At 55.3% G+C, this 24,921-nt stretch carries 17 protein-coding genes and 1 tRNA gene; 10 read left to right on the plus strand and 8 right to left on the minus strand.

Annotated features, from left to right (window positions below; genetic code table 11):
• Positions 1-16 precede the first annotated feature (16 nt).
• Complete coding sequence (locus ACYQ01_RS12235) at positions 17-259, minus strand: hypothetical protein (protein WP_459934141.1); 243 nt, start codon at positions 257-259, stop codon at positions 17-19.
• The gene (locus ACYQ01_RS12240) at positions 256-642 is read right to left on the minus strand and encodes a DUF6573 family protein (RefSeq protein ID WP_459934142.1); all 387 of its coding nucleotides are present in this window, start codon (positions 640-642) and stop codon (positions 256-258) included. Before ACYQ01_RS12240 ends, ACYQ01_RS12235 begins: the two co-directional genes overlap by 4 nt.
• A 967-nt stretch (positions 643-1,609) precedes the next feature.
• On the opposite strand from ACYQ01_RS12240, the gene ACYQ01_RS12245 reads away from it, so the two are divergent.
• From ACYQ01_RS12245 to ACYQ01_RS12275, 7 genes are read left to right on the plus strand one after another with little or no spacing between them, the layout of a single operon-like run.
• On the plus strand, positions 1,610-4,813 hold the full coding sequence (locus ACYQ01_RS12245) for a helicase-related protein (protein WP_459934143.1): 3,204 nt from the start codon (positions 1,610-1,612) through the stop codon (positions 4,811-4,813).
• Complete coding sequence (locus tag ACYQ01_RS12250) at positions 4,813-5,586, plus strand: DUF4391 domain-containing protein (RefSeq protein ID WP_459934851.1); 774 nt, start codon at positions 4,813-4,815, stop codon at positions 5,584-5,586. Before ACYQ01_RS12245 ends, ACYQ01_RS12250 begins: the two co-directional genes overlap by 1 nt.
• 11 nt (positions 5,587-5,597) lie before the next feature.
• On the plus strand, positions 5,598-7,568 hold the full coding sequence (locus ACYQ01_RS12255; protein ID WP_459934144.1) for a site-specific DNA-methyltransferase: 1,971 nt from the start codon (positions 5,598-5,600) through the stop codon (positions 7,566-7,568).
• A gap of 16 nt (positions 7,569-7,584) precedes the next feature.
• Positions 7,585-10,554, plus strand: coding sequence for a type III restriction-modification system endonuclease (locus ACYQ01_RS12260; RefSeq protein ID WP_459934145.1), 2,970 nt, complete (start codon positions 7,585-7,587; stop codon positions 10,552-10,554).
• 8 nt (positions 10,555-10,562) lie between these two features.
• On the plus strand, positions 10,563-10,916 hold the full coding sequence (locus ACYQ01_RS12265) for a DUF3024 domain-containing protein (protein WP_459934146.1): 354 nt from the start codon (positions 10,563-10,565) through the stop codon (positions 10,914-10,916).
• Positions 10,917-10,954: 38 nt separating this feature from the next.
• A complete protein-coding gene (locus ACYQ01_RS12270; RefSeq protein WP_459934147.1) occupies positions 10,955-12,337 on the plus strand; it encodes an AAA family ATPase in 1,383 nt (460 codons plus the stop codon).
• Complete coding sequence (locus ACYQ01_RS12275; protein WP_459934148.1) at positions 12,338-13,213, plus strand: DUF4435 domain-containing protein; 876 nt, start codon at positions 12,338-12,340, stop codon at positions 13,211-13,213.
• Between the two features lie 331 nt (positions 13,214-13,544).
• Here ACYQ01_RS12275 and ACYQ01_RS12280 read toward each other — a convergent pair.
• The 3 genes from ACYQ01_RS12280 to ACYQ01_RS12290 form a co-directional block, all read right to left on the minus strand.
• Positions 13,545-13,621 (minus strand) — tRNA-Pro (locus tag ACYQ01_RS12280).
• Between the two features lie 139 nt (positions 13,622-13,760).
• Positions 13,761-14,615 (minus strand): heterodisulfide reductase-related iron-sulfur binding cluster, encoded by an 855-nt coding sequence (locus ACYQ01_RS12285; protein WP_459934149.1) that lies wholly within the window; start codon positions 14,613-14,615, stop codon positions 13,761-13,763.
• Positions 14,616-14,820: 205 nt separating this feature from the next.
• A complete protein-coding gene (locus tag ACYQ01_RS12290; RefSeq protein ID WP_459934150.1) occupies positions 14,821-16,197 on the minus strand; it encodes an aminotransferase family protein in 1,377 nt (458 codons plus the stop codon).
• Between the two features lie 285 nt (positions 16,198-16,482).
• Between ACYQ01_RS12290 and ACYQ01_RS12295 the strand changes: the two genes are divergently transcribed.
• The 3 genes from ACYQ01_RS12295 (at position 16,483) to ACYQ01_RS12305 (ending at position 18,808) form a co-directional block, all read left to right on the plus strand.
• The gene (locus tag ACYQ01_RS12295) at positions 16,483-17,229 is read left to right on the plus strand and encodes a GntR family transcriptional regulator (RefSeq protein WP_459934151.1); all 747 of its coding nucleotides are present in this window, start codon (positions 16,483-16,485) and stop codon (positions 17,227-17,229) included.
• A gap of 147 nt (positions 17,230-17,376) precedes the next feature.
• The gene (locus ACYQ01_RS12300; RefSeq protein ID WP_459934152.1) at positions 17,377-18,180 is read left to right on the plus strand and encodes a DUF2092 domain-containing protein; all 804 of its coding nucleotides are present in this window, start codon (positions 17,377-17,379) and stop codon (positions 18,178-18,180) included.
• A gap of 4 nt (positions 18,181-18,184) precedes the next feature.
• Positions 18,185-18,808, plus strand: a complete 624-nt coding sequence (locus tag ACYQ01_RS12305; protein ID WP_459934153.1) for a hypothetical protein — start codon at positions 18,185-18,187, stop codon at positions 18,806-18,808.
• Between the two features lie 70 nt (positions 18,809-18,878).
• Here the strand turns inward: ACYQ01_RS12305 and ACYQ01_RS12310 are convergent, their stop codons facing one another.
• The 3 genes from ACYQ01_RS12310 to ACYQ01_RS12320 form a co-directional block, all read right to left on the minus strand.
• On the minus strand, positions 18,879-22,160 hold the full coding sequence (locus ACYQ01_RS12310; RefSeq protein WP_459934154.1) for an ATP-binding protein: 3,282 nt from the start codon (positions 22,158-22,160) through the stop codon (positions 18,879-18,881).
• 491 nt (positions 22,161-22,651) lie between these two features.
• Positions 22,652-23,137 (minus strand): universal stress protein, encoded by a 486-nt coding sequence (locus ACYQ01_RS12315; RefSeq protein ID WP_459934155.1) that lies wholly within the window; start codon positions 23,135-23,137, stop codon positions 22,652-22,654.
• A gap of 31 nt (positions 23,138-23,168) precedes the next feature.
• Entirely contained in the window at positions 23,169-24,644 is a 1,476-nt protein-coding gene (locus ACYQ01_RS12320; protein WP_459934156.1) for a sodium:proton antiporter, read from the minus strand.
• Positions 24,645-24,921 lie beyond the last annotated feature (277 nt).

Here is a 24,921-nt window from a genome sequence, read left to right on the forward strand (position 1 = left end):
TTCGCGCTGGCCGAGCTCATTCATTCGCGTCAGGTGACTGTTCAAAGGCCCGCTCCAGTTCCTTTCGGAACTGGCCGGTCAGGTTCAGGCCGATTTCAGAGCATCCCCGAACCAGTTCGGCACCGTCGCCAAGTCCAGGATCAACCGCTCCCATCATCTGAAAGAGGTGCTCAATGGGACGAAAGCGGGCCAGCAGGGCATCCAGTTGATCCAGCCGATCCAGGTCATACGCGTCATCAGGAGCGGAAGGTGTGCTCACAGGTCCTCCGGCAGGCAGAGGGTCAGCACCGGTTCACCGGAATCGCCAGGCCCGACGTGAAGGACGACCTGGACCGTCTCCGTCTTCGCTGGACGCATGAGAAACGCGACCTTGAAGTAGACCCTGTCTTCCCCCATACTTCTTCTGGCGGCGATGTTTGCCAGGGTCAGAAGGTCATGGAGACGTCCCTCCAGGGACTGCCCCAGCGCTTCCAGATCATCAGGAGGCTCGACATACCCATGGTAGAGCGCATCTGAGATGGCGAAGGGCAGTTTGAAACCGTAGGATTTCGCAGTATGGGTGATGTCGATCAGAACGCCGTCAGCCAATGCGTCAGCGCGCGTGTAGCTGAAGATGATGTTGGGGGTCGGACTGTCAGGCATAGGCTCCTCCAGGGGTAGGGAAAGGGGATTCCCGGGGAGGGTAGCCTCAGCTCGGGGAGGAGGTCACGACGGGGGGAGAATTTGGGGAGATGGGTGGAGGAGCGAGGGGGGAACTGAATGCGCAGCTCCCTGCGTTTTTGGTTCAGCTACCCCCTTACGCTGAAACTGGAGGAGAATCTCTGAATTCGAACAAATTTTCCAGATCAATGGAAAAACGAACATTCATCCATATTTGGCCCCTCCTGAAGGGACAGGATTAGGGACGGCCAAAGGTCCAGCTCCAGGGAAAAGCTCCAGGAAAGCCATGTTTTGTTGGAAACCGGGGGAGGTCCAGTGAAAGGCCAGGGGGAGGGCCAAAGATGGCCCAGGAGAAAATCAGGGATGGGTATATTCCTGATCCCCTGTGACTCGCTCAGGCAACCCTTCCGTCAAACCCCTCGTCAGCCTCCATCTCTGGTGGTCAGGGAAAAGGAACCAGGAGCCTTTGCCCGCTGTCGTTCAGGAGGTTTTCATGGGCTCTCCTTCTATTTCTATAAGCGCAGCCTCCTGCGCAAACGCTAAGAGCTTGAGCGCTGATGGCAAGAGCCTAGCTGTCCTTGTGGATAGACAAATGGAATTTTCCGAATATCTTGTCAGTCCTTGTCAACATGGCGACGGGAATGTATTTGTCAGCCACAGGGACTACTGATTTGCCATCAGTAAAAAATCGACAGTGAAAGCTTAAGCGTTATTCTCCGTGTCACAAGCGTAGTTCGTAGTGATATTTTGGAACGAGGGAGTGCGATGAGCCTGACTGACCACGAAAAAGAGCAACTGAAAGCCATGATCGATAGGGGCGAAAAGCTCCCTACGAAATATAAATCCCAGCTGTTAGAGAACGTTTCCGAGGTTGAGCTTGTTTGGTTGGCAAATGAAATTATCGAACTGAATTGGTTGAAGTGTACATAACTCACCACCGTTCAAATCCATGCTGATAGACAACAAAAAACACGGGAAAGTCGGAGATGTACTTCGTCGACAGCTTGCACAGGGCGGCAAACTAGCAGTAATTGCAGATTCCTTTTCTCTGTATGGTTTTCAATACTTACGAAAGGAGCTTGAGAAGCTCACCTCAATTCGCCTTCTTGTCTCGGACGCATCTCTAAGTTCAGATGGCACTCTGCCATCTCTCTCAGGAGGAATACATGAGAATCGTCTGAAGAACCAACTGATTCAAAAGCACTTAGCACAATCTTGCTCAAAATTTATTGAAGCAAAGGCTCAAGTTAAAGCTGCTATCTCCGCAAATTCAATTGCCCAAAATTTGTTCCATCTCAAAGGCAATGAATCATCTTTCGCCATCCAGGGCAGTTCTCCCTTTACGAGTGAAGGTCTGGGATATGTTGAATCAATACGACACCACATAAATATGGGGATTGCGGAGAAAGAAAGCACGGACGCACTTCTAGAATGGTTTGACAGCCTCTGGAGTAATCGGACTGCAACTTTCGATGCCAAGAAATTGTTGCTTAAACAACTCGAAACTCTTTCGCAAGATAACGATCCAGAGTTCATTTATTTTATTACCCTGTTCCACGCATTTCATGACCTCCTTGAGGACATTGATGAAGAGAACATTATCAAGACAAAGACAGGGTTTAAAGACACTGCAGTCTGGAACAAATTGTATAGATTTCAAAGGGACGGAGTCCTCGGCGCAATTGACAAACTTGAAAAGTACAACGGATGCATTATCGCTGACAGTGTTGGACTTGGAAAAACATTCGAAGCATTGGCTGTCATCAAATACTATGAATTGAGAAATGACCGTGTGCTGGTCCTTTGTCCGAAAAAGCTTCGTGAGAACTGGTCTATCTACACTGTCAACGACATGCGAAATATTCTCGCCAAGGATCGTTTCAACTACGATGTTTTGAACCACACAGATCTTACGCGGCTCACTGGCAAGTCTGGTGAGATCAACCTGGAGACTTTGAACTGGGGCAACTATGACCTCGTTGTCATAGACGAATCCCATAATTTTAGGAACGTCACCAAGTCCGACAAGGGGCTGACCAGATATTCCCGCCTCATGGATGAGATCATCCGTGCAGGGGTTAAGACGAAAGTACTCATGCTTTCCGCTACTCCGGTGAACAACCGGATGAACGACCTCAAGAATCAGGTGGCGTTCATTACTGAAGGGCTCGATCTCATTTACAAAGAGCAAGGTATTGCCAGCATTGAGGAGACGCTTCGTAAGGCCCAGACACGGTTCAACCTGTGGCTCAAGTTGGATGAGAAGGATCGGACGACCGAAGGGCTGCTTGACGCGCTCAATTTCGATTACTTCAAGCTCCTCGATATGCTCACCATTGCAAGGTCCCGTAAGCACATTCAGAAGTATTACAATGTCGCCGAAATCGGCGAATTTCCTGAACGCCTCAAGCCCATAAACATCAAGGAAGACATCGACCTTGATGGCGAGTTCCCTCCTCTCAAAGAAATCAACAGGACCATTCGAAAGTTGAACCTCAGCGCATATTCTCCCCTGAAATATGTCCGCATGGAGAAGCGCACTGAATATGACCGCAAGTACGACATCCTTGTGAAAGACGGGAAGTCCGTGTTCCGTCAGGTGGACCGCGAACAGAGCTTGATCCACCTCATGCGTGTCAACCTCCTCAAGCGAATGGAAAGCTCGATCAACTCTTTCGGCATGACCTTGGAAAAGCTTTTGAATGAAGTGCAAAAACTTCTTGAGAAGCTTGAAAACCACAATGGCGAGGAGATTGAGGAGGTCGGTATCGAAGACATTGAGGTGGACTCCCCTGAGTTTGAGGACTTCCTGATCGGCAGAAAGGTCAAGGTTCTGATCAAGGACATGGATCAGATTCGCTGGAAGCAGGATTTGGAAGAAGACAGGGAGAAGCTGAGCTACCTCCTCGACGAATCTCGCAAGGTCACAGCGAAAAGGGATGCCAAACTGAAGAACCTCAGAGAGCTTATCAAGCTCAAACGAGATGAGCCGATCAATCCGGGAAACACGAAGGTCATCATCTTCACCGCCTTTGCTGATACCGCAAACTACCTCTATGAGTACATCGCCCCCTGGGCAGAGAAGAATCTGAAGTTGAATTCGGCCCTCATTACCGGAGGCGGATCAAACAAATGCACCCTGAAAACTATACGATGCGAATTCGATGCCCTGCTTTCCGCTTTTTCTCCTGTCTCGAAAGAGCGCGATAAAATCAATGCCGAAGCCACGGATGAAATCGACCTGCTGATTGCCACCGATTGCATATCAGAAGGACAAAACCTTCAGGACTGCGATTGGCTGGTGAACTATGACATCCACTGGAACCCTGTGCGGATCATCCAAAGGTTCGGCCGCATTGACCGGCTTGGCTCCAAGAACAAAAAAATCCAGCTCGTCAACTACTGGCCCAACATGGAGCTTGACGAATATATCAACCTGGAAGCGCGGGTCAGTGGACGCATGGTCCTTCTTGATATCTCTGCCACAGGTGAAGAGAACGTCATCGAACAGGACAACGTGACCCGCATGAACGACCTGGAGTATCGGCGAAAGCAGCTCCAACAACTCCAGGAGACGGTGGTTGACCTGGAAGACATTTCCGGCGGCGTATCCATCACTGACATGACCCTGAATGACTTCAAGATGGACCTTTCAGCGTACATGAAGGGCCACGCTGACTCGCTGGAGAAAGCCCCTACCGGACTGTACGCGGTGACGAGCCTGGATGCCGATCTTAAGGAAGACGGATTGGAGCCGGGGGTCGTGTTCTGCCTGAAGAACATCGGCAAGAATATGGACGATGAGGACTACGCATTGGCTCCTCATTATCTCGTCTATGTCACGGATAACGGTGAGGTCCGATTCGGGTACACTCAGGCCAAGAAGGTGCTGGACGTTCTGAAGAAGCAATCCATGGGACGCACTGAGCCGGATCAGGACGCCATAGCTCGAATGAACTCCCAGACAAAGAACGGCAGGGATATGAACCATTACCGCAACCTACTTGAACAGGCGGTGAATGGCATTGTCGGCAAGTCCGAGGGAAAAGGGGTCGAAAGCCTGTTCTCGCGTGGCGGCACCAATCTGACCAAGGACAGCTTCCATGGGATGGATGACTTTGAAGTGGTCAGTTACCTGATTGTAGGGGCGTGATGGTCTTTCCAGCTACCATAGAAGACTTCTACAACAACCTTGCCGTTCCAGAACCCTGTTATCTCGGAAAAAGGTTGTTCAAAAAACACTTCTACGAAAACGGACAGCTCAACGCCACGGACAAGAAAGCGTTCAAGGAAGACATAGAATCCATCGAATGGGAGTACACCCTCAAGCCTTCTACCATTAATATTCCGAGTTTTGAGGATGATACCCATGAGTATCTGGAAGTTGCTCTGATCCAGGTCACGCTCTCGTCCGACAAGCGCCATTCACGAATCGCCGAAGTCATCCAGAAAGCGATTCCATACCCTGTGGTCATTGTTTTTTCTTGTGGCTCCAGCATTGCCCTCAACGTGGGCTTGAAGCGGATCAATCGAGCCGACAGCAACAAGATGGTGGTTGAGTCTTATCACGACACGGGGTGGATTTCGCTTGAGTCGCCTGAGGATTGGCAACGCAACTTCTTGAATGACTTCCAAGTCAAGAATCTTTCCTTTCAAAATTTTTTCCAGTTCTACCAAGACATTGCTGAACGCATTATTGCCTATAACTGCGCGGTTCATACCAGAGCGTATTCTTTGGCTCCTTCTGGGCAGGGCGAAAGCGTAGATCGTGGTGAGGCCCTGAGGGAACTGGAACGATTGGAGCGGGAATTGACTGAGCTTCGAAACAAGCTCAAAAAAGAAAAGAACTTGGGCAACCAAGTTCAGTTGAATACTAAAAGCAAACAGATCAAGGATCGCATGGAAGCGATCAAAGCTGAGATTTGAGGAATACCCCCATGGAGAAATTGACTGAGCAGGATGGCATGAGTCTGAACGTGATGGATGAGAATTTGAAAGCCCTAAAGAACATCTTTCCAGAAGCCTTTACAGAAGATGGGATCGACTTTGAAGTGCTTCGGCAACTTTTTGGTGATCAAGTTGCCGAAGGTGAAGAGAAGTATGGGCTCAACTGGTTCGGGAAAAAGAAAGCTCGGCAGATTGCCCTAACCCCGTCAACAGGCACACTTCGTCCATGTCCTAAAGAGAGTGTAAACTGGGATACAACACAAAACATGTTTATTGAGGGAGACAATCTTGAGGTACTGAAGATACTTCAGCGGAGTTATTCTGGGAAAATTAAAACAATATACATAGATCCACCATACAATAAAGGGAAAGACTTTTTGTACCCTGACTGCTTTAAAGAAAATATCAATACATATTTGAATTATACTGGCCAGCTGGACGACGAAGGGTATAAGTTTTCGACAAATTCTGAAAGCTCAGGGCGTTTTCACACCAACTGGCTTAATATGATGTATCCACGACTTAAGGTTGCAAAAGGATTGCTCCGTTCTGACGGGATCATTTTTATATCCATTGATGATAACGAGGTGACAAACCTTAGATGCCTTTGTGATGAGATTTTTGGACAAAGCAACAGGATATCTGAAGTGGCAGTAGTCAATAATTTGAAAGGAAGAAATGATCGTGAAGGGATCGCCACCTGTCATGAGTCTGTTTTGATTTACAAAATGGATGGATATAATTCGCGCGGTCTACCGCTGTCCAAGGATAAACTTGAAGAATATGGAGAAGACGACGGTGATGGTAAAAAATACCAATGGCGAGATCTGAGAAAAAGAGGTGGTGCGGATACAAGGGCGGAAAGACCAAATTTGTATTACCCAATTTACTCAGACCAGAAAACAGGTCAAGTAAGATTGGAAAGTTCACTTCAGTATTGTAATGAAATTTATCCCGTAAAAAGCAACGGTGTTGATGGTCGTTGGAGATGGAAGAAAGAAAAAGTCGCTGAAAATGTTGATATCATCTGTGCAAGAGAAACAAGGAATGGCACATGGAGAGTGTCATATAAGGTGTTCCTTGACGGCGATGAGGGGGAAAGAAGAAGTACTCCAAAGTCAATCTGGATGGGGAATAGGTTTTCTACTGATAATGCTACAAAAAATTTAGGCAAACTGTTCCCAGAGTTGGATGCAAAGCAATTAACCCCAAAGCCTATTGGGATGATCCAAGAAATCATTCAGCAAAGCATGGAGCCCGGCGATATCATTCTGGATTTTTTTGCTGGCTCAGGAACAACTGCACACGCTGTTTATCAAAGCCTCGTTGACTATGACGAACAATTTCAGTTCATCCTCGTTCAATTACCTGAAAAGACATACGATGTTGTAAAAGATAAAGAGCAACCAAGGGAAGAAACAAAGAAAGCCTACGAAGCTGGATTCCGCACGATTGCAGATATTTCTAAAGAGAGAATTCGTAGAGCCATCTCCTCGATTTCAGATGTCTTAGAAAATAATAATGCAGATACTGGATTCAAAGTCTTCAAGCTCGATAGCAGCAACATTGTTGCCTGGAATCCGGATAAGACAGACCTCGAACAAACCCTCATAGGCCACACCGAGCACCTTGTCCCAGGCAGAAGTGAACAAGACTTGCTCTATGAACTCCTCCTCAAACGCGGAGTTGAACTGACTGCCCCCATTGAGAAAAAGGAGGTCTCGGGAAAGACCGTTTACAGTATCGGATTTGGTGCTCTGTTCGCGTGTCTCGACAAGAAGATTGAACGCGACCAGATTGAGGACCTAGCCCAAGGTATTATCGACTGGCACAAGGAGCTTGATCCGGTCAGTGAAACGCAGGTTGTGTTCCGAGACAGCGCATTTGAAAATGATATCGCCAAGACCAATATTACCGCCATTTTAGAACAGGGCGGTATCAAGCACATCCGCAGCCTGTAAAAGGAGTCCTTTTACCATGAAGCTCCATTTTGAAGGCGACCTCGACTATCAGCTCTCAGCCATTGAATCCGTTGCAGGACTTTTTAAAGGTCAGGAAATCTGCCGTACAGAGTTCACTGTATCAAAAACTTACGCCCATGGAATGGTTGAATCAGACCTTGGCATTGGTAATCGATTACAGCTTTTGGATGATGAGCTTCAGGAGAACCTGAAAGACATTCAGCTCAATAATGGATTGCGTCCGTCCGAATCGCTGAAAAGTGGTGATTTTACCGTTGAGATGGAAACTGGAACAGGAAAAACCTATGTCTATCTCCGCACTATATTTGAGCTGAACAAGTGTTATGGGTTCACCAAGTTCCTCATTGTCGTGCCATCCGTTGCCATCAAAGAAGGTGTGTACAAGACCCTTCAGATTACACGCGACCACTTCGAAGGTATATATCCTGAAGCCAAGGGATACGAATATTTCCAGTATGACTCGTCTAAGATGGGTCAGGTACGCAACTACGCCACAAGCCCTAACGTTCAGATTATGGTTGTCACTGTCGGGGCCATCAACAAGAAGGACGTGAACAACCTCTACAAAGAGAGCGAAAAGACCGGCGGGGAAAAACCTATCGACTTGGTGCGGGCTACTCACCCCATCGTCATTGTAGACGAGCCACAGAGCGTTGACGGAGGCTTAACCGGACAAGGAAAGAAAGCAATCGAGGCAATGAACCCTCTCTGCACGCTCCGCTATTCTGCTACCCACGTAGACAAACACCACATGGTATATCGTCTGGACGCTGTGGATGCCTACGACAAAGAGCTGGTCAAGCAAATCGAAGTGGCGGCTTTGGAGGTCGAAGGCGGTCACAACAAACCCTATGTGAAGCTCATGTCCACCGAAAATCGACGCGGAACCATCTCTGCCAAGATCGAAGCGCACATTCAGCAAGGTGGGAATGTCAAGCCGAGCATCCTTACGGTTCAGGATGGGGATGACCTGGAGCAGGAAACTGGACGGGCCATTTATGAGAATTTTCGTATTGGCACCATCACCTGCGGCAAAAACAACCAGTCCATCGAGCTGAAGTTCCCCAATGGGGAGAAGGTCCTGACTCCTGGCGATGAGCATGGAGGAGTGAATCAGGATGACTTGAAGCGGCTCATGATCCGCCGCACCATCAAGGAACACCTGGACAAGGAGAAACGTTTTGCCGCGTTAGGACTTGGCGTCAAGGTACTCAGCCTCTTCTTCATCGACAGCGTGGAGTACTATCGCCAATACGATGAAGACGGAAATTGGGTGAAGGGCAAATACGCCACCATGTTTGAGGAAGAATACCGCAAACTCTCCAAGGATTACGATTACCAGACGCTCTTCGAAGGCCTTGACTTAAGCGTGGAGGTTAACCAGGTCCATAACGGTTACTTCTCCATCGACAAGAAAGGCTCCTGGACCGAGACAGAAGATAACAACCAGACAAACAGAGACAACGCTGAACGCGCATACAGCCTCATCATGCGTGAGAAGGAAAAGCTTCTCAGCTTTGAATCCAAGCTGAAGTTCATCTTTTCCCATTCTGCCCTACGCGAAGGCTGGGACAATCCTAATGTGTTCCAAATTTGCGTCCTACGTGACATCGGAACGGAACTGGCTAGGCGGCAATCCATCGGACGAGGCTTGAGGCTCTGCGTCAACCAAGATGGTCAACGGCTCCGTGGGTTCGCCATAAACACACTGACAGTTATTGCCAACGAGAGTTACGAACACTTTGCTGAAACGCTTCAGAAAGAAATTGAAGCCGATACAGGTATTCGGTTCGGCATCGTCGAAAAGCACCAGTTTGCCACCATCGCAGTGACAGATGAAAATGGCGAGACCAAGCCCCTTGGTGTGGAGCAATCGGAAAAAATTTGGGAATTCCTGAAGGCGAATGACTTCCTGGATAAGAAAGGCAAAGTCCAGGACACTCTCAGGACAGCGTTGAAGGAAAACACGCTGGTACTGCCCAAAGAGTTTGAAGAGCAGCAGACGGAGATCAAAGCCATCCTCCGCAAACTCTCTGGTCGCCTGGAAGTAAAAAACGCTGATGAACGCATTACAATCAAGCCCAACAAAGAACGCTTCCTGAGCCCTGAATTCAAGGAGCTGTGGGATAGGATCAAGCACAAGACTACATACCGAGTTGATTTCGACAACGAGAAGCTGATTCAGGATTGTGCCAAGTCAATTGAAACTGGCCCCGCCATCAGTAAAACACGAGCGCAGTTCAGAAATGCCAATCTCGCCATTGGTAAGGCTGGCGTGGAGGCAAAAGAAACAGGTGCCTCTGGCTACACTACGGTCAACGAGACGGACATTGAGCTGCCAGATATCCTGACAGACCTTCAGGACAAGACGCAGCTTACCCGGAAAAGTATCGTGAGAATTCTCATTCAAAGTCGCCGCTTGAACGATTTCAAGCGTAATCCCCAAGAGTTCATTCAACTGGCGACTGAGGCAGTAACCAGAACTAAGCGTATGGCTCTGATTGACGGCATCAAGTATCGCCGCATCGGTGACAAGTTCTTCTATGCACAGGAACTTTTCGAGAAAGAGGAGTTGACCGGCTATCTCAAGAACACCATTAAATCTGAAAGGTCAGTTTATGACCACGTTGTGTTCGACTCCGGAGGCGTAGAGAAGGGCTTTGCTCAAGGATTAGAGATGAACGAAGCAGTGAAGGTTTACGCCAAGCTTCCAGGCTGGTTCAAAGTCCCAACTCCGCTTGGGACATACAATCCAGACTGGGCAGTCCTGGTCGAGGATGAAGGCAAGGAAAAACTCTACTTCGTCGTCGAGACCAAGGGTAGCCTCTGGTGGGATGACCTCCGCCACAAGGAAGGTGCAAAGATCAAATGTGGGAAAGAGCACTTCGCTGTTCTTGCCACTGGCCAAGACAATCCAGCAAAATTCATTCAGGCAACAAATGTCGGCGAGATGATCAAACATTAGTGATACCAATGCCCATAAGCGAATTCGAACATGCTCGCCTGGAGAAACTTCTCCAGAAGTTCTGCGAGGACCACGGCCCGCCTCCCGACATCCGCGACCAGCTCCGCTGGGGATTCCGGGTGGACCAGGCGAAGCAGACCATAGAGCTTTTCGAAATCCGCCCTCATTTCATGCAGAAGGGCAAATTGATCGAGGGCATGGTCGCCAAGGCTGCATACGTGAAGAAGTCGAAGACCTGGAAAGTCTACTGGATGCGGGGAAATCTAAAATGGACCCGCTATGAGCCTTGTCCTGAGGTGAAGACTGTTGAGGAGTTCTTGAGCGTGATCAAAGAGGATGGGTGGGGCTGTTTCTTTGGCTAGGACTATCTTTCACAATAGTGAGCACGCAGGAGCCTATAATGTCAAAGCATCTTGTAAAATTTAATGTATTCAAACTGTTCAAGTCATTTGACCATACTATAGACTTAAATCAAATAGATGGTGTAACAATAATCACAGCACCAAATGGTTACGGAAAAACAGCAATTCTACGCATTATAAATGCGTTTTTCCAGACAAACTTTAGAGCGCTTATGGATACGCCGTATGAATCAATCTCTTTGTTGTTTGACGACGGGTCAACAATCAAAGTGATTCAGAGAAATGATGGCAAGCAATGTTCAGAATTGAAGTTTATACTCGAGATAGGTGGCGCAAAAAGTGAAGAGTATAAACACAAGCTGAACACACGAATACGAAGACAGTTCCCTTTAGAAATTATTGAGGAAATAATTCCCAGCCTAGAGAGGGTTGGGCCACACAAATGGCTAGACACTATCAGAAACATTCGATTAGACATTGATGATGTTTTCAATATTTATGGTGGCGCAATCAAGTCAGACAATATGTATATCAAGTATTCAATGAGAGATGACATAGAGCACTCAGGAAAGAACGCTCCGCCCGAGTGGCTAACAGCAACAATCAATTCTATAGATTGCAGATTTATTGAAACACAAAGACTTCTCGACTTTTCTCCGCGTCGCATTCGGGGTGCAGTTTCGCCAAGGCCAGCCTCAATAGCCGTAGTTGAAGGCCAGGCCGTTGATCTTCGCGAAAAGATTCAGGAGCAATTGGCTGAATTTACAAATAAATCGCAAGAAAGGGACAGAACTTTTCCGCAGCGGGTTATTGAACTTTCTACAAGATCAATACCCAATGGGAGCCCGATCGACATTCAAGGCCAAATACAGAGACTTGAAGAAAAAAGATCTAAGCTTGTTGAAGCTGGCATATTGGACTCTTCAGAAGGATACGTTCCCATCGCAATAGGCCATGCTGACAACAGCACATTAAACGTATTACAGGTTTATGTTGAAGATAATTTTTCAAAATTAGAGATATTTGACTCTTTATTCAAAAAGGTGTCCGTTTTTTTAAACATTATAAATGGAAAATTTTTAATGCAGCGAATGGATGGCGCAAAGAAAAAGATTAAATGTGACAGGAACAAAGGCTTTATTGTAGAGACAATGACTGGAGAACCTATCAATTTAAATCAATTATCATCAGGAGAACAGCACGAGATTGTTCTTTTCTATGAAATAATATTTAAAATGGGTGCGAACACTTTGCTTCTAATTGACGAACCAGAGTTATCTCTTCATGTTGGATGGCAAAAGCAGTTCGTCCCAGACTTGCTCGAAATTATTTCTGCCAATGAAATGCGTGTGTTATTGGCCACACATTCACCGCAGATAATTAATGACCGGCGCGACTTAAGAGTAGGCCTGGGGCTATAGATGATGACTGACACCGTTGACACTGAAATAACCCCTGATACCGTCGCCTCGCAGATACTATTGGAAAGAGATGCCCATGCTGGCACAATATTAGTAGTTGAAGGAGATGCAGATTCTAAATTTTATAAAAAATTAATTGATACCGGGGAATGTTCAATAATTGTTGCATGTGGAAAAGAAAACGCTATTTCTGCGACCAAACTTATCAATATGGATTCCGTAGAAGGAGTTCTTTGCATTATTGACGCAGATTTTTCTGCTATATATGAACCAACGCATTATGAATGCAATAACATCCTGAATACTGACTATCATGATGCTGAAATATATTTAATTGAGAGCCCTGCCCTTAATAAACTTTATGACGAGTATGGCAGCAGCAAAAAGATAGACCAAGCACTATCAATATGCAAATGTTCTTTGAAAGACTTGTTGTATGGAGCGGCACAAATAATCGGAGCTTTTAGACTATGGTCAATGAAAAGTGGAGAGAATTTAACATTCAAAAGGCTTCCCAGTACGGAATATAAATTTATATCTTCCTCGGATTTATCCTGTGACCTTATACGGCTAATAGCATCGGTATTTAATGCCTCTGAAAAACGCAGTTTTGACAGCGCGGTTGTCAAAGAGGAAATTTACAAAATACTATCTAAAAAGCATGACCGCAGACATCTTTGCAATGGTCATGACTTATGCTGGACAGTATCACGCTCTCTTCGCAAACTTCTTGGGAGTGCGGACAGTAAATCTGTTTGCGTAGACAATATACATCGTATTTTAAGGATAGGATATGAAAAGCTTCATTTTGAAAAAACCAACCTTTTTAAGCTTGTAGCTGCATGGCAAGAATCTAGTGGATACAAAATTCTATAAGATTTTATTAGCGCAGCCACCTGCGCATACGGAAACAGCTCCAACAGGCCATCAAAACCAAACGATTTCAGTAAAGTGCAGGAAGGGAAACCAAACGATTTGACTCAAGCGGGCAACTCTAACTAAATATATTAAACAATATAGAGCACTTGTGTAATAGCCCTATATCACTGCAAGTTCATCATTTCACAACCATTCCCAAAACGCATTCCCCAAAACCAACAGAAAGGCCAACGGTCAGCCAACACAACAGACAACCCGGCCCCCTGAAAACGAAAAATGGGCGGTCAGCAATTTTTCATGCTAACCGCCCAATTTTTGGGGAAATTTGTGGTCGGGATGAGAGGATTTGAACCTCCGACCCCCTGAACCCCATTCAGGTGCGCTCCCAGACTGCGCTACATCCCGACGCGTGAGGGAAATTTGTTAAGCCTGGAGAGGGGGGATGTCAACGGATAAATCGTTGGTTGCCTCAAAAATCTTTTTGGCGCTCCCAGGGGGAGGCCCCCTCTCCGGGCTCGTGCGTTTGTCCCTCCGCTTTTTGCGCTTACAATCCCGCCTGCAATCCCGCCAGCAGGGTTTCGGTCACGGTTTTAACCCGCACGCCCTTGGGACGTCCCTTTTCCCGCAGTCCCGCGGCGCAGCCCGGACAGGCGCAGACCAGGGTGGTCACCTCCTGTTCAAGAGCCTTGTCGATGATGGCGTCGCCGGCGCGTTTGCAGCACAGGGAGTTGGGCAGGTCCACCACGTCGAAGTCCGGGAAAACGTCGAACATGGTGCGATAGGCCGGCCAATCGAAGTCCACGCCGGGGAATTGTTCGCGGTAGAACACGTGGCAGCCTTCAAAGTAGGCGAAGCGCGCCGGGTCGGTGCGCACGGGGATCGTGGGCATGGCCTGGGCGATGAGGTCCAGGATGTAGACATGGCGGTCGGGATCGGCCGCAACCCCCTTGGCCGTATAGGCGCAGCCCACGCAGCAGTAGGCCAGGGTGGACGCGCCCTTGGACTCGGCCAGTTCGGTGTTGAGCCGGTTGAACTCGCGACACGCGGCTCGCGCGGCCTGTTGGTCTTCGCCCACGGTTTGCATGATCAGGGGCAGGCCGCAGCAGTATTCCTTGTCGAAAAACGTGTTGGAAACACCCAGCAGGTCGAGACAGCCCAGGGCGGCCTGAAGCCAATACGGTGTGGTGAAAGGCCGATAGCAGCCGAAAAAGACGCCGTTTTCCGCCTTCGGCTTGGGGGCGACGATGTCGTGAGCGGCCAAGGCGCCGGCTCGCAAAACAGGGCTTGCCCCGTGGTTGCCGTAGGCCAAAATGTCCTGGACCTGGCGGTCTTGCGGGCGTCCGCAGGCGTAGCGTTCTCCGGTGGCTTTTTCCGCCGCGAAGGGAGTCGATTTGCTCATGGTGTCCTCTCGGGTCGTGGATCGCGAAAGCCCCTGCCAGGCCGGCGCGAGGTGGAAAGGAGTGGGGCGGGGCGTCCTTGCCGGGACGGCCCCGCGCACGGGCGGACCGCACGGGCCCGCGTGGCAGATTTTGCAACGGATTTGCAAATTGTACCCGCGGGCGCGCGCGGTGGCAAGTCTTGGCCCGGATTGTCGAGCGGTTCGATCAGACCAAAACCTTCAGGATGGTGTCCCGCAGGGTGTTCACGATGCGTTCGATGTCGTCTTGGGTGATGACGTAGGCCGGGGCCAGGGTGATGAAGTTGTTCATGCCCGGCAGGGAGCGGTTGGCCCGGCCCACCAGCACCCCGTGTCCTGCGGCTTCGGCCGCTATGCGGGCCACCTTGGCCTCGGCCAGGGGCTTTTTGGTGGCCTTGTCCTCCACGAACTCCACCCCGCACAACAGCCCCTTGCCACGCACGTCGCCCACGCCCGGCAGGGAGAGCAGTTCTTCCAGCGCGGCCTTGAGCGAGCGTCCCTTCTCGGTGACGCGCTGGAGCAGGTTTTCTTCCTCGATGATCTTCAGGTTCTCCACCGCGGCGGTGCAGCACGCGGCGCAGCCGCCAAAGGTGCTGATGTCGCGGAAATAGGCCAGCTTGTCGGAGGGATCGTTGACGAAGGCCTGGAACACGGCTTCGGTGGTCGCGGTGATCGCTATGGGCATGTAGGCGCTGGCCACACCCTTGGCCATGGTGACGATGTCCGGCGCCACGCCGTAGTGCTGATAGCCGAACATGGTTCCGGTGCGACCCATGCCGCACACCACCTCGTCGAGGATGAGCAGCACGCCGTACTTGGCGCAGATGGCCGCGAGCACGTCGTAGTATTCCGCCACCGGGGGAATGATGCCGCCTCCGGCCGTGATGGGTTCCACGATCAGGCCGCCCACGGTTTCGGGGCCTTCGGCCAGGATGATGCGCTCCACGGACCGGGCGCAGTCGAGGTCGCAGCCGGGATAGGTCTTGTTGAAGGCGCACCGGTAGCAGCAGGCGTGGGGAAACTCCACGAATCCGGGGGTGAAGGGGCCGAACCAGTCGCGTCGTTCGTACTGTCCGCCGCTGGAGAGGGCCGTTATGGTGGTGCCGTGGTAGTCACGGTTGCGGTAGAGAATCTTTTTCTTGGACGTGTTGCCGGTGAGGTGGGCCATGGCCCGCACCATCTTGTAGGCTTTTTCGTTGGCTTCGGATCCACTGTTGGAAAGATAGGTGCGGGTCAGTCCGGGCATGTGGGGGGCCAACATTTCAGCCAGCTCGATAAAGGGCAGGTTGCCCACGCTGGCCGCGTAATAGGGCATTTTCTTGAGCTGGGCGCAAACGGCGTCGGCGATGCGGTCGCGCCCGTACCCCACGTTGACGCACCAGACCCCGCCCGAGGTGGCGTCCAGGTATTCATTGCCGTGGATGTCCTTGATGCGAAGGCCCTTCCCCTCGGCCACGATCATGGGCGGCTTGTCGGCGAAGGGCTGATGCTGGGAGAGTTGATGCCAGACGTGGGCGCGGTCGGCGGCGATGAAGGCCGCGGGGTCTTTGGCGGCATGGGGCATGGTGCGGGCTCCTGCGGTCGGCCGCGTTCGGGGGGAAGGCGGCGGGTTTGCCGAAGGGGCGCGCCGGACTTGACGCGTCTTCGGCGGTTTTCGTACTTTGTCTAGACATGGCTAGTCGTCGGCCGCTTCGCTTGTCAAGTTCTTTTCAAAATTGATATTTTTTCATTTTTCGGTCACCGTGTCCCAAGATGGGACAGGCGATCCGCACCTCCGGTTGGAAACAGCCGGAAACTCCGGGCCGTATGCGGCGCAAGGCCGCCCCCCCGCAAGCGCCGCGAGAAGCACATGGCCGCAAAACCCAAGTATCAAGTCATTTACGAGTGGCTCTCCGCCCAGATCACCGGAAAGACGTTTCGCCCCGGCGACAAGATCCCGGGCGAAAGCGAACTGGCCCGCATGTTCGGCGTACATCGCATGACCGTGCGCCAGGCCATCGACAAGCTGGTGGGGGACCATATTCTCGTGCGCAAACGGGGCAGGGGCACCTTTTTGCTGTCGGAAAAAAGCCCGGTGCTCACCCGCGCCCTGGAAAACATCACCACCTATCACGCCGACATCGTGGGGGCCGGGCTCGAGCCCCGCTACGTCACCCTGGAGGCCGCCATCATGCCGGCCTCGCAGGAGGAGGCCGAAAACCTGGGGCTTTCCCCGGGCGATCCCGTGGTGTCGCTTTACCGGCTCATGCTGGCCAGCGGCGTGCCCCTGGTGCTGGAACGCTCGCGCCTGCCGGCCGAGCTGTTCCCGGGCATTCTCGAACATCGTCTGGACGTGCAACTCTACGACGTGGTGGGCCGGGTCTATCCCATGCACCTCATCCATTCCCGTCAGGAAATCGGGGCCGTGCTGCCCACCCGGCGCGAAGCCGAGCTGTTGCAGATAGCCGAGACCTGTCCCTGCATTTGGGTGGAAAGCGTGGTCTTCAATGACGAGGGGCGGGCCGTGGAATTTTCCCGCGCCCTGCACCGGGGAGACAAATACCGCTTCACCTGCTCCATCGGACACTATGTGTGCGACAATCCGACCCCCGCATGACCGAGCGCGGGCGGGCGCACGGCGGTGGCGGGAGGCTGGCGGCCCCGGACGGAAAATGCGTTGAAATCTGCGCACGGTCTGGTAGCGTTTTTTCAATCGGCTTCCGCACCGGCGGTTATTTTCACCTTTTAGCCCTGGAGGCAGGCAATGCGTTCGCGTTTCGTCCCCATGCTTTTCGGCTTGGCCCTGGCCGCGCTTCTGGCGCTGCCCGGTCCCGGCTTGGCCGCCAAACACAAAGCCCAGGCCAAATCCGTTTCCGACACCCATGAAAAGGCCGTGGCCCTGCTGGAAAAAACCTGCAAGGCCCTGACCGAGCTCAAGGGCTTCAAGGTCCACGCGCTGGTGACCCTGGACAAGGTGTACCGGGACGGCTCCAAGATTCGCTTCGCCCGTGACATGGAGATCACGGCCAAGCGGCCCGGATTTTTCCGGGTGGTGACCAACGGCGACGACCTGATGGCCGAAACCGTGTACGACGGCAAAACCTTCATCCTGGCCCTGCCGGACCGCAAGGTCTACGGACAGTTGAACTTTACCGGCGATACGGACGCCCTGCTCAACGAGCTGGCCCGGCAATACGGGCTGGAAGCGCCCCTGGGCGACTTGCTGTCGGGCAACCCCTGCCAGACGCTCACCTATGAAGCCGCGTATTACATCGGAAAATCCAAGGTGAACGGCGTGGTATGCGATCACCTGTTCTTCCAGGACAAGGACGTGGACTGGCAGATTTGGATCGACAGCGAAAAGACCGGATTGCCCCTCCAGTTTCTCATCACCGAAAAGGGCCTGCCCATGGCGCCGCAGTTCGTGGCCGTCTTTTCCGGCTGGCAGTCCGACGAGAGCCCGGCCGAGACCTTCGTCTACAAGCCCGGCGAAGGATTCAATCGGGACGACGCCGTCATCACCGGCCCGGCCAAGCAGGCCAAAAAGGCCAAGAAGAAGGGGAGGTGATCGCATGAGGTCCCGCATGCTGCCGGGGGTTACGCGATGGGCCTCCCTGGCCCTGGTCGTGAGCCTGACCGTGGCGATGACCCTGCTGGGGGATTGGCTGGTCCCGTCGTCCGGCGCCGCCAGGGGGTTTGGAGCGGCTTCCGGGCCGCGCGGATCGGTGGCCTACACGCCGCGCGGTTCCGTTGCCGTGGGCGCCAGGGGAGGAGCCGCCGTGCGCGCTCCGGGTGGGGCGGCCGCCGTGCGCGCTCCGGGTGGAGCGGCAGCCGTGCGCATGCCGGGCGGTGCGGCCGCCGCGCGCATGCCGGGCGGTGCGGCCGCCGCGCGCGGACCGGGCGGCGGGGTTGTGGCCGCTCCGCGCGGGCGGGTGGTTCCGCCGCCTCCGCCGCCGGGCTATCGGCGTCCCCCCGTGGTCGTGCCGGTTCCCGTGGCCCCGGGCTACTACGGCCCTCCGCCCGTCTCGGGCGTGGCCGCCGGTGTGGCCTTGGGAGCCATGCTCACGGTTTTGCCCGCCACGGCCATAGCCATTGCCAATTCGTCCGGGCACACGGTCTATAGGGTGGAATCCAAGTGCTATCGGGAAGTCATAAAGAACGGCTCGACGGTGTACGAAGCCATACCCTGCCCGTAAGGTCCTGACGATCGCCCCGGCGCGCCGGCCTGGCGCGCCGGGTTTCCGCTTTTTCCCGTGGCGAAACCGGTCAGCTCTGGCCCAGCGCCTCCCGCAGGGCCTCTTGCACCAGGTCGAGTTCCTGGTCCAGGCGGTCGAGCAGGGTTTCCAGCTCCTTCACCTCGCCCGGTTGGGCCAGGGCTTCCACTCTCAGGGCCATTTCCGCGGCGCGCATGGCGCCCACGGTGCCCAGCAGCCCCTTGAGGGTGTGGACCGCGCGGCCGAACTCCTCGCGCAGGCCTCCGGCCAGGGTCCGCCGCAGATCGGCCTGGCGGAAGGGAAGCCCGGAAAGCAGGGATTCGGCGATCTCGCGGTACAACTGCTCGTCGTCCAGCCGGGCCACGGCGCTTTCGCGATCCAGGAGCGCCGGTTCCGCAGGGCCCCGCACGGGCTGGGGGGGGCCGGAGCGTTTCGGGACCAGTCCGCTCACCAGTTCGGCAAGCTGGGCCATTTCCACGGGTTTGGGGATGTAGCCGTCCATGCCCGCCACCAGGCATTTTTCCCGGTAGCCGGAAAGCACATGCGCGGTCATGGCCACTATGGGAACCGGGCTGGCTTCCTTGCCGGCCTCTCCGCGTCGGATGCGCCGGGTGGTCTCGAAGCCGTCCATGCCGGGCATTTCCACGTCCATCAGCACCAGGTCGAAGAGTCGGGCGCGCAAAAGCTCCAGGGCGTCGCGTCCGCTCATGGCCGGGGTGGCGCGCTGGCCCAGTTTGGTCAGCAGGGCCAGGGCCACTTTCTGGTTTTCGACGTTGTCTTCGACCACCAGGATGTCGTGGGCCTGCCGGGCCGTGGGCGAGGGCTGGCGAGCGGCCGGAGCGGGCAGGAGGGTCTCGTCGCCCGTTTCAAGCACCGCCGTGAAACAAAAGGTGCTGCCCTTGCCCACGGCGCTTTGCACGGTGATGTCGCCGCCCATGAGCTGGGCCAGCTCGCGGCTGATGGCCAGTCCCAGCCCGGTGCCGCCGAAGCGTCGGCTGATGGAGGAGTCGGCCTGTTCGAACAGGCCGAAGATGGCCGGGGTCAGTTCTTCGGGGATGCCGATGCCCGTGTCCTTCACGCAGATCGACAGGGTGAAGGCCTTGTAGGACCGGTCCGCGACCGTTCCCGCGGGGGAAGTCTGGGTGGCGGTGAGTCGCAGTCCGCCCTTTTCCGTGAACTTCATGGCGTTGCTGAGCAGGTTGTGGAGCACTTGGCGCAGCCGTTTGGGATCGCCTTCCGCCGCCCTGGGCAGGGAGACGTCCACCAGCACCTCGAAGGTGAGCCCTTTGCGTTTGGCCATGTCCGCGTACATGACGGCCAGGGAGCGCAGAAGCCGGGGGAGGTCGAAGACCTGGCGGGAAAGCTCCAGGCGGCCGGCTTCGATTTTGGAGAAGTCGAGAATATCGTCGATGAGTCCCTTGAGGTGCTCGGCGGCCCGTCTGGCCGAGCTCAGCCATTCCCGCTGTTGGGCGGTGAGCCGGGTGTCCAGGGTGAGCAGGGTCATGTTGAGCATGGCGTTCATGGGAGTGCGGATTTCATGGCTCATCTTGGCCAGGAATTCGCTCTTGGCCCGCACGGCGTCCAGGGCCTGGTCCTTGGCGGCCATGAGCTCCTGTTCGGTGGCGCGCAGGGCGCTCACGTCCATCAGGCATTCGATGTATCCCCATATCTTGCCGTCCGAACCCCGGATGGGGGCCGAATACGCCATGAACGAGCAACCGAAAAGCGACTCCTCTTCCGGCAGGGAGGGCCGGACCGAAACGTCGAGCCGGTTCCTGCCGTCGGCCAGGAAACAGTGGGGGCACACCGCGTCGATGCCGTGGAAGACTTCGTAGCACTTGCGCCCCAGCACCTCCTCGCGGGGGCGGTTTATGGCGGCGAGGGTCTTGTCGCCGATGTCCACCAGCTCGAAGTTCTTGTCGATGACGTGGATAAAGCCGGGAATGGCCTCGAACATCCCGCGCAGGCGTTCGTGCAGCAGGTTGAGTTCGGCGGTGCGCCTGGCCACGGCTTCTTCCAGGGAGCGGTTGTGCGAGGCGATGACGGCGTTCTGGTCCTTGAGCCGCTCGAAGGAGTCCTTGAGCTGGCGGGCCATGGAATCCAGGGCCAGGGCCAGGCTGCCCAGCTCCCGGGTGGGCGGGGCCTTGATGTCCACGTCCCAGTTGCCGTGGGAAAGGGCGTTGGCCGTTTCGACCATGCGTTCCACCGGATGCGACAGCAGCGTGGCGATGCGCATGCCCACGAGCACGATCACCAGCACGGCGGCCATGAGCAGCAACGCGGTCTGGCGGATGTTGCTGTCGATGCCGCCGAGAAAGTCCTTTTCGGCCACCACGGCCACCATGAGCCAATCCACGCCCAGGCCGTCCGAAAAGGGCCTGGCCTGGAGGTACTGGCGCTGGCCGTTGAGGATGAAGGTGTCGGAGCGTTCGCCCACGATGGCGGACAATCCGCCGGGCAGGTCGGCCAGCAGGCGGGAACTGGCCGCGACCTTGGGCAGGTTGGAGTCCTGCGCGGTCACGCGTTCCAGCCGGTCTTCGCGTTTGACCAGCACGTCCTGGGGGCCGCCCGAGAGCGTGGCCAGGAGCTGGCCCGAGCGCTCCATGAGGTAGACTTCGCCCGAGGGGCCGAGATTGAAGGTCTTGAGCGCGCGGTTGAGGTTGTCGAGCGAGTAGTCCACCCCGAAAACCCCGGCGAGTTTTCCCTTTGCGTCGTTGACCCGCAGGGTGGCGGTAATGGTCAGATCGCCCAGGTCGTAGCGGTGGCGCACCGGGCTCCAGGCCGGCCCGACGGACCGGGCGGCGGCCTGATACCAGGGGCTTGTCGCGGGGTCGAAGGCCGTGGAGGCCGTGGCGGGCTCCAGCGGGTCGCCCAGGGCCGAGGCGCGGTGGAGCACCAGGACTCCCCCGGTGTCGGCGCCGGCGTGGACGAGTTCGATGCCGTTTTCCGGCAGGCGCTTGGCTCCTTCGAACTCGCCGTTCGCGGAACCGAAATAGGCATAGGCGATGCGGGGGTGGGTGGCGACCACTCCATAGAAAAACCGCCCCCGCAGACGGGCGTCCTGGAGGTCGAGCACTCCGGTCTTGAGGGACTGGGCGCAGCAGGCGTTCACTTGATGGGGGATTTCGAGCGAGGAGCGCAACTGGTCTTCCACGCGGTGCAGGGCCTCCGCCTGGAGTTGGTCCGCGACGTCGAGGACGGCTTTGCGTCCGCTGTTGAAGGAAAACCAGCCGATAACGCTTGAGCAGCACAAAACCAGAAGCATGAAGGGCAGCGTCAAGGCCAATTGCAAGGAGATGCTTTTGTTCCTGGCTTTCGGGGCGCGCTCTTCCATTGTGAGACTCCGACCGGAGAATGAGGCGATTGCGTGGAACGGGCGATCAGGCAACGCTACACGCTTGTATGTGGTACGTGCTAGGGGGCATGGCGTCAACGCCAGCGAGGGGAAAAGCACGGTCTTCTACGGTCGGACGGCATGGGTAACCGTGAATCGCGAAGGTGTTTACCGCTGGCGAGCATGCGATGTCGGATGGGCAGTTTTTTCTCTTTTGGATAGAATTTGCGCGGGTTGAATGCGACCTGGAGGCGGGCTTGGCCGGGGTGGCGGACTGTTTTCGGACAGGGAGGAGGCCGGGCGGTTTATGCAAAAAAGTTGCATTGCGCTCCATCGCAAAGGCCCGCTGGCAGCGCCCGCTTCGAAAACGCCCCCCCCCCCGACGGAGGCGAACTTCGCTTCGGGCCGGCCGTTGCTTCGCGTTTTGCCGGCGAGCCCGAAGCGCGACGTTTCCGGACGCGGGCGTCTTTCGGGGCGCGCCGCGGCTGGGCTTATGAAGCGTCGGGACCTTGCGGGGTCGTGCAGGAACCCACCAGATACTTGTCCCGCAGGGAGCGGGTGACCAGCACCGGGCACGTTGCGCCGTGCAGCACCTTGACCGCCACGCTGCCCAGGAAAAAGCCCTGCAGGGGGGTCAGCCCGCGCGAGCCCATGACGATGAGGTCGCAGTCGTATTCCTGTTGGATGTCCAGGATGACGTATTCCGCCCGGCCGGGACGGGCCAGGCGCTCGACCGGAATGCTGCAGGGTTCGATCATGGTCCGGCACTTATCCAGCAGGGCCATGGCTTCCGCCTCGTGTTCGCGGCGCAGGGTTTCGGCCTGATCGCCGCCGATGCTCATGGGCAGGGGATGCCAGACGTGCAGCAGGTAAAGCGTGGCCTTCCACGGCGCGACCAGATTGGTCGCGTATTTCACGGCGTTTATCGAGGACGGCGAACCGTCCACCGGGGCCAGAACCCGTTCGAGCCTGATCATGGCGTCCTCCTCCGGCCCTGGGCCGGTGCGGTTACCGGAAAAACACGTAGGCGGTCAGCAGAAAACACGGGACGAGTATTCCGCCAGACCAGAGCATATATCCGAAAAAGCTGGGCATCTTGACCCCTCCCGACTCGGCGATGCTGCGCACCATAAAGTTGGGGGCGTTGCCGATGTAGGAGTTTGCCCCCATGAACACCGCCCCGGCCGAAACGGCCGAGAGCACGCCGGCTTGGGTCATGAGCGCCTGGGCGTCGCCGCCGGCGGTGTTGAAAAAGACGAGATAGGTGGGCGCGTTGTCAAGAAAGCTCGACAGTCCGCCGCAGAGCCAGAAGTACATGGCCGGAAGCGGCTTGCCGCCGTCGCTGACCAGGGCCACCAGGGGGGCCAGCGCGCCGTCCGGCCCGGCCTTGAGGATGGCGATGGCCGGAATCATCGAGAGGAAGATGCCCGCGAAGAGCTTGGCCACTTCCAGGATGGGGGCCCAGTCGAAGGCGTTTTTGCGCCGGACGGCCTGGTCCGTGATACGCAGGCTCACTCCGGTGAGAACGAGCAGGATGGCGTCGCGCAACAGGTTTTGCGCCTCCAGGCGCACATGGAACACGGTCAGCCCGGCGTCGGGACGCCAGATGCCGCTCATGAGCACCGCGGCGACCACGCCAAGCAGAAGCGGAAGGTTCTTGGCCCCTTCCAGGCGCAGCTTTTCGGGTTTCGCCGCGGGTTCGCTTGGGGCCTGGGTTTCGGGGGGGGATTCGGATCGCGCGGCCTTGCGTTCCCTGGCGTACAACCAACTGTCCAGGGCCAGGTACAGCGCCAGAAGAATGGAGGCCACCAGGGCGAAGGGCGCGAAGAGGTGCGTCGTGGTCCAGAAGAAGGACACGCCCTTGAGAAAACCCAGAAAAAGTGGCGGATCGCCCAACGGGGTCAGGCACCCGCCAATGTTGGCCACGAGAAAGATGAAGAACACCAGGGTGTGGGCCTTGTGGCGTCTGGCGGCGTTGGCCCGCAGCAGCGGCCGCACCAGCAGCATGGCCGCGCCCGTGGTGCCCATCCAACTGGCCAGGGCGGTTCCCAGGAGCAGCATGCCGGTGTTGACCAGGGGGCGTCCGACCAGGGAGCCGGTGAGGCACACGCCCCCGGCGATGGTGAACAGGGTCAGCAGCAAAATGATAAAGGGCAGGTATTCCGTCAGCACCGTGTGCGCCACCTGGTACAACCCCAGGGAGACGCCGTGGGTCACGGCGAAGGGGACCAGATAGGCCAGGGCCCAGAAGGCGGCCGCCTTGCCGTAGTGGCGCTCCCAGAAGTGGGGGGCGGCCAGGGGAAACACGGCGATGGAAAGCAGCATGCCCGCGAAGGGCGCGACCCAGACCAGGCCCAGGCTGGTCCCGACGGTTTCGGCCAGATGGTGGGCGTCGGGGTTTTGGGCCAAGGCCGTGGCGGCCCCGGACGCCAGGAAACAGAGCCCGGCGGCGAGGGGTGCGAAAACGATTCGATGAAGACGCATGATGAGGTGTCCTGTTCGGTTGGCGCGCTCGGCCGGGAACGGCGGCCGCCAGCCGGCCGCATGGCCTGCTGGGGCCCGCGACAGGCGACGCCGTTCCCGGCAGGTAGCAAACGAGCCGTCCGGGCTCAACCGTTTTTACACTCTTGGGAAAAACTCCCGGAAATCGCGGCCTGTTTCCCGGTGCCGAAGGCCGGGAAAAACGCACCAGTTGTGCGGTCGCTGGGGGAGAAAAACGCGGCGCAATCGGGCTTCGGACCGCTCCGGGACCGGCCGACGG

It is taken from the genome of Fundidesulfovibrio butyratiphilus (assembly GCF_054657235.1).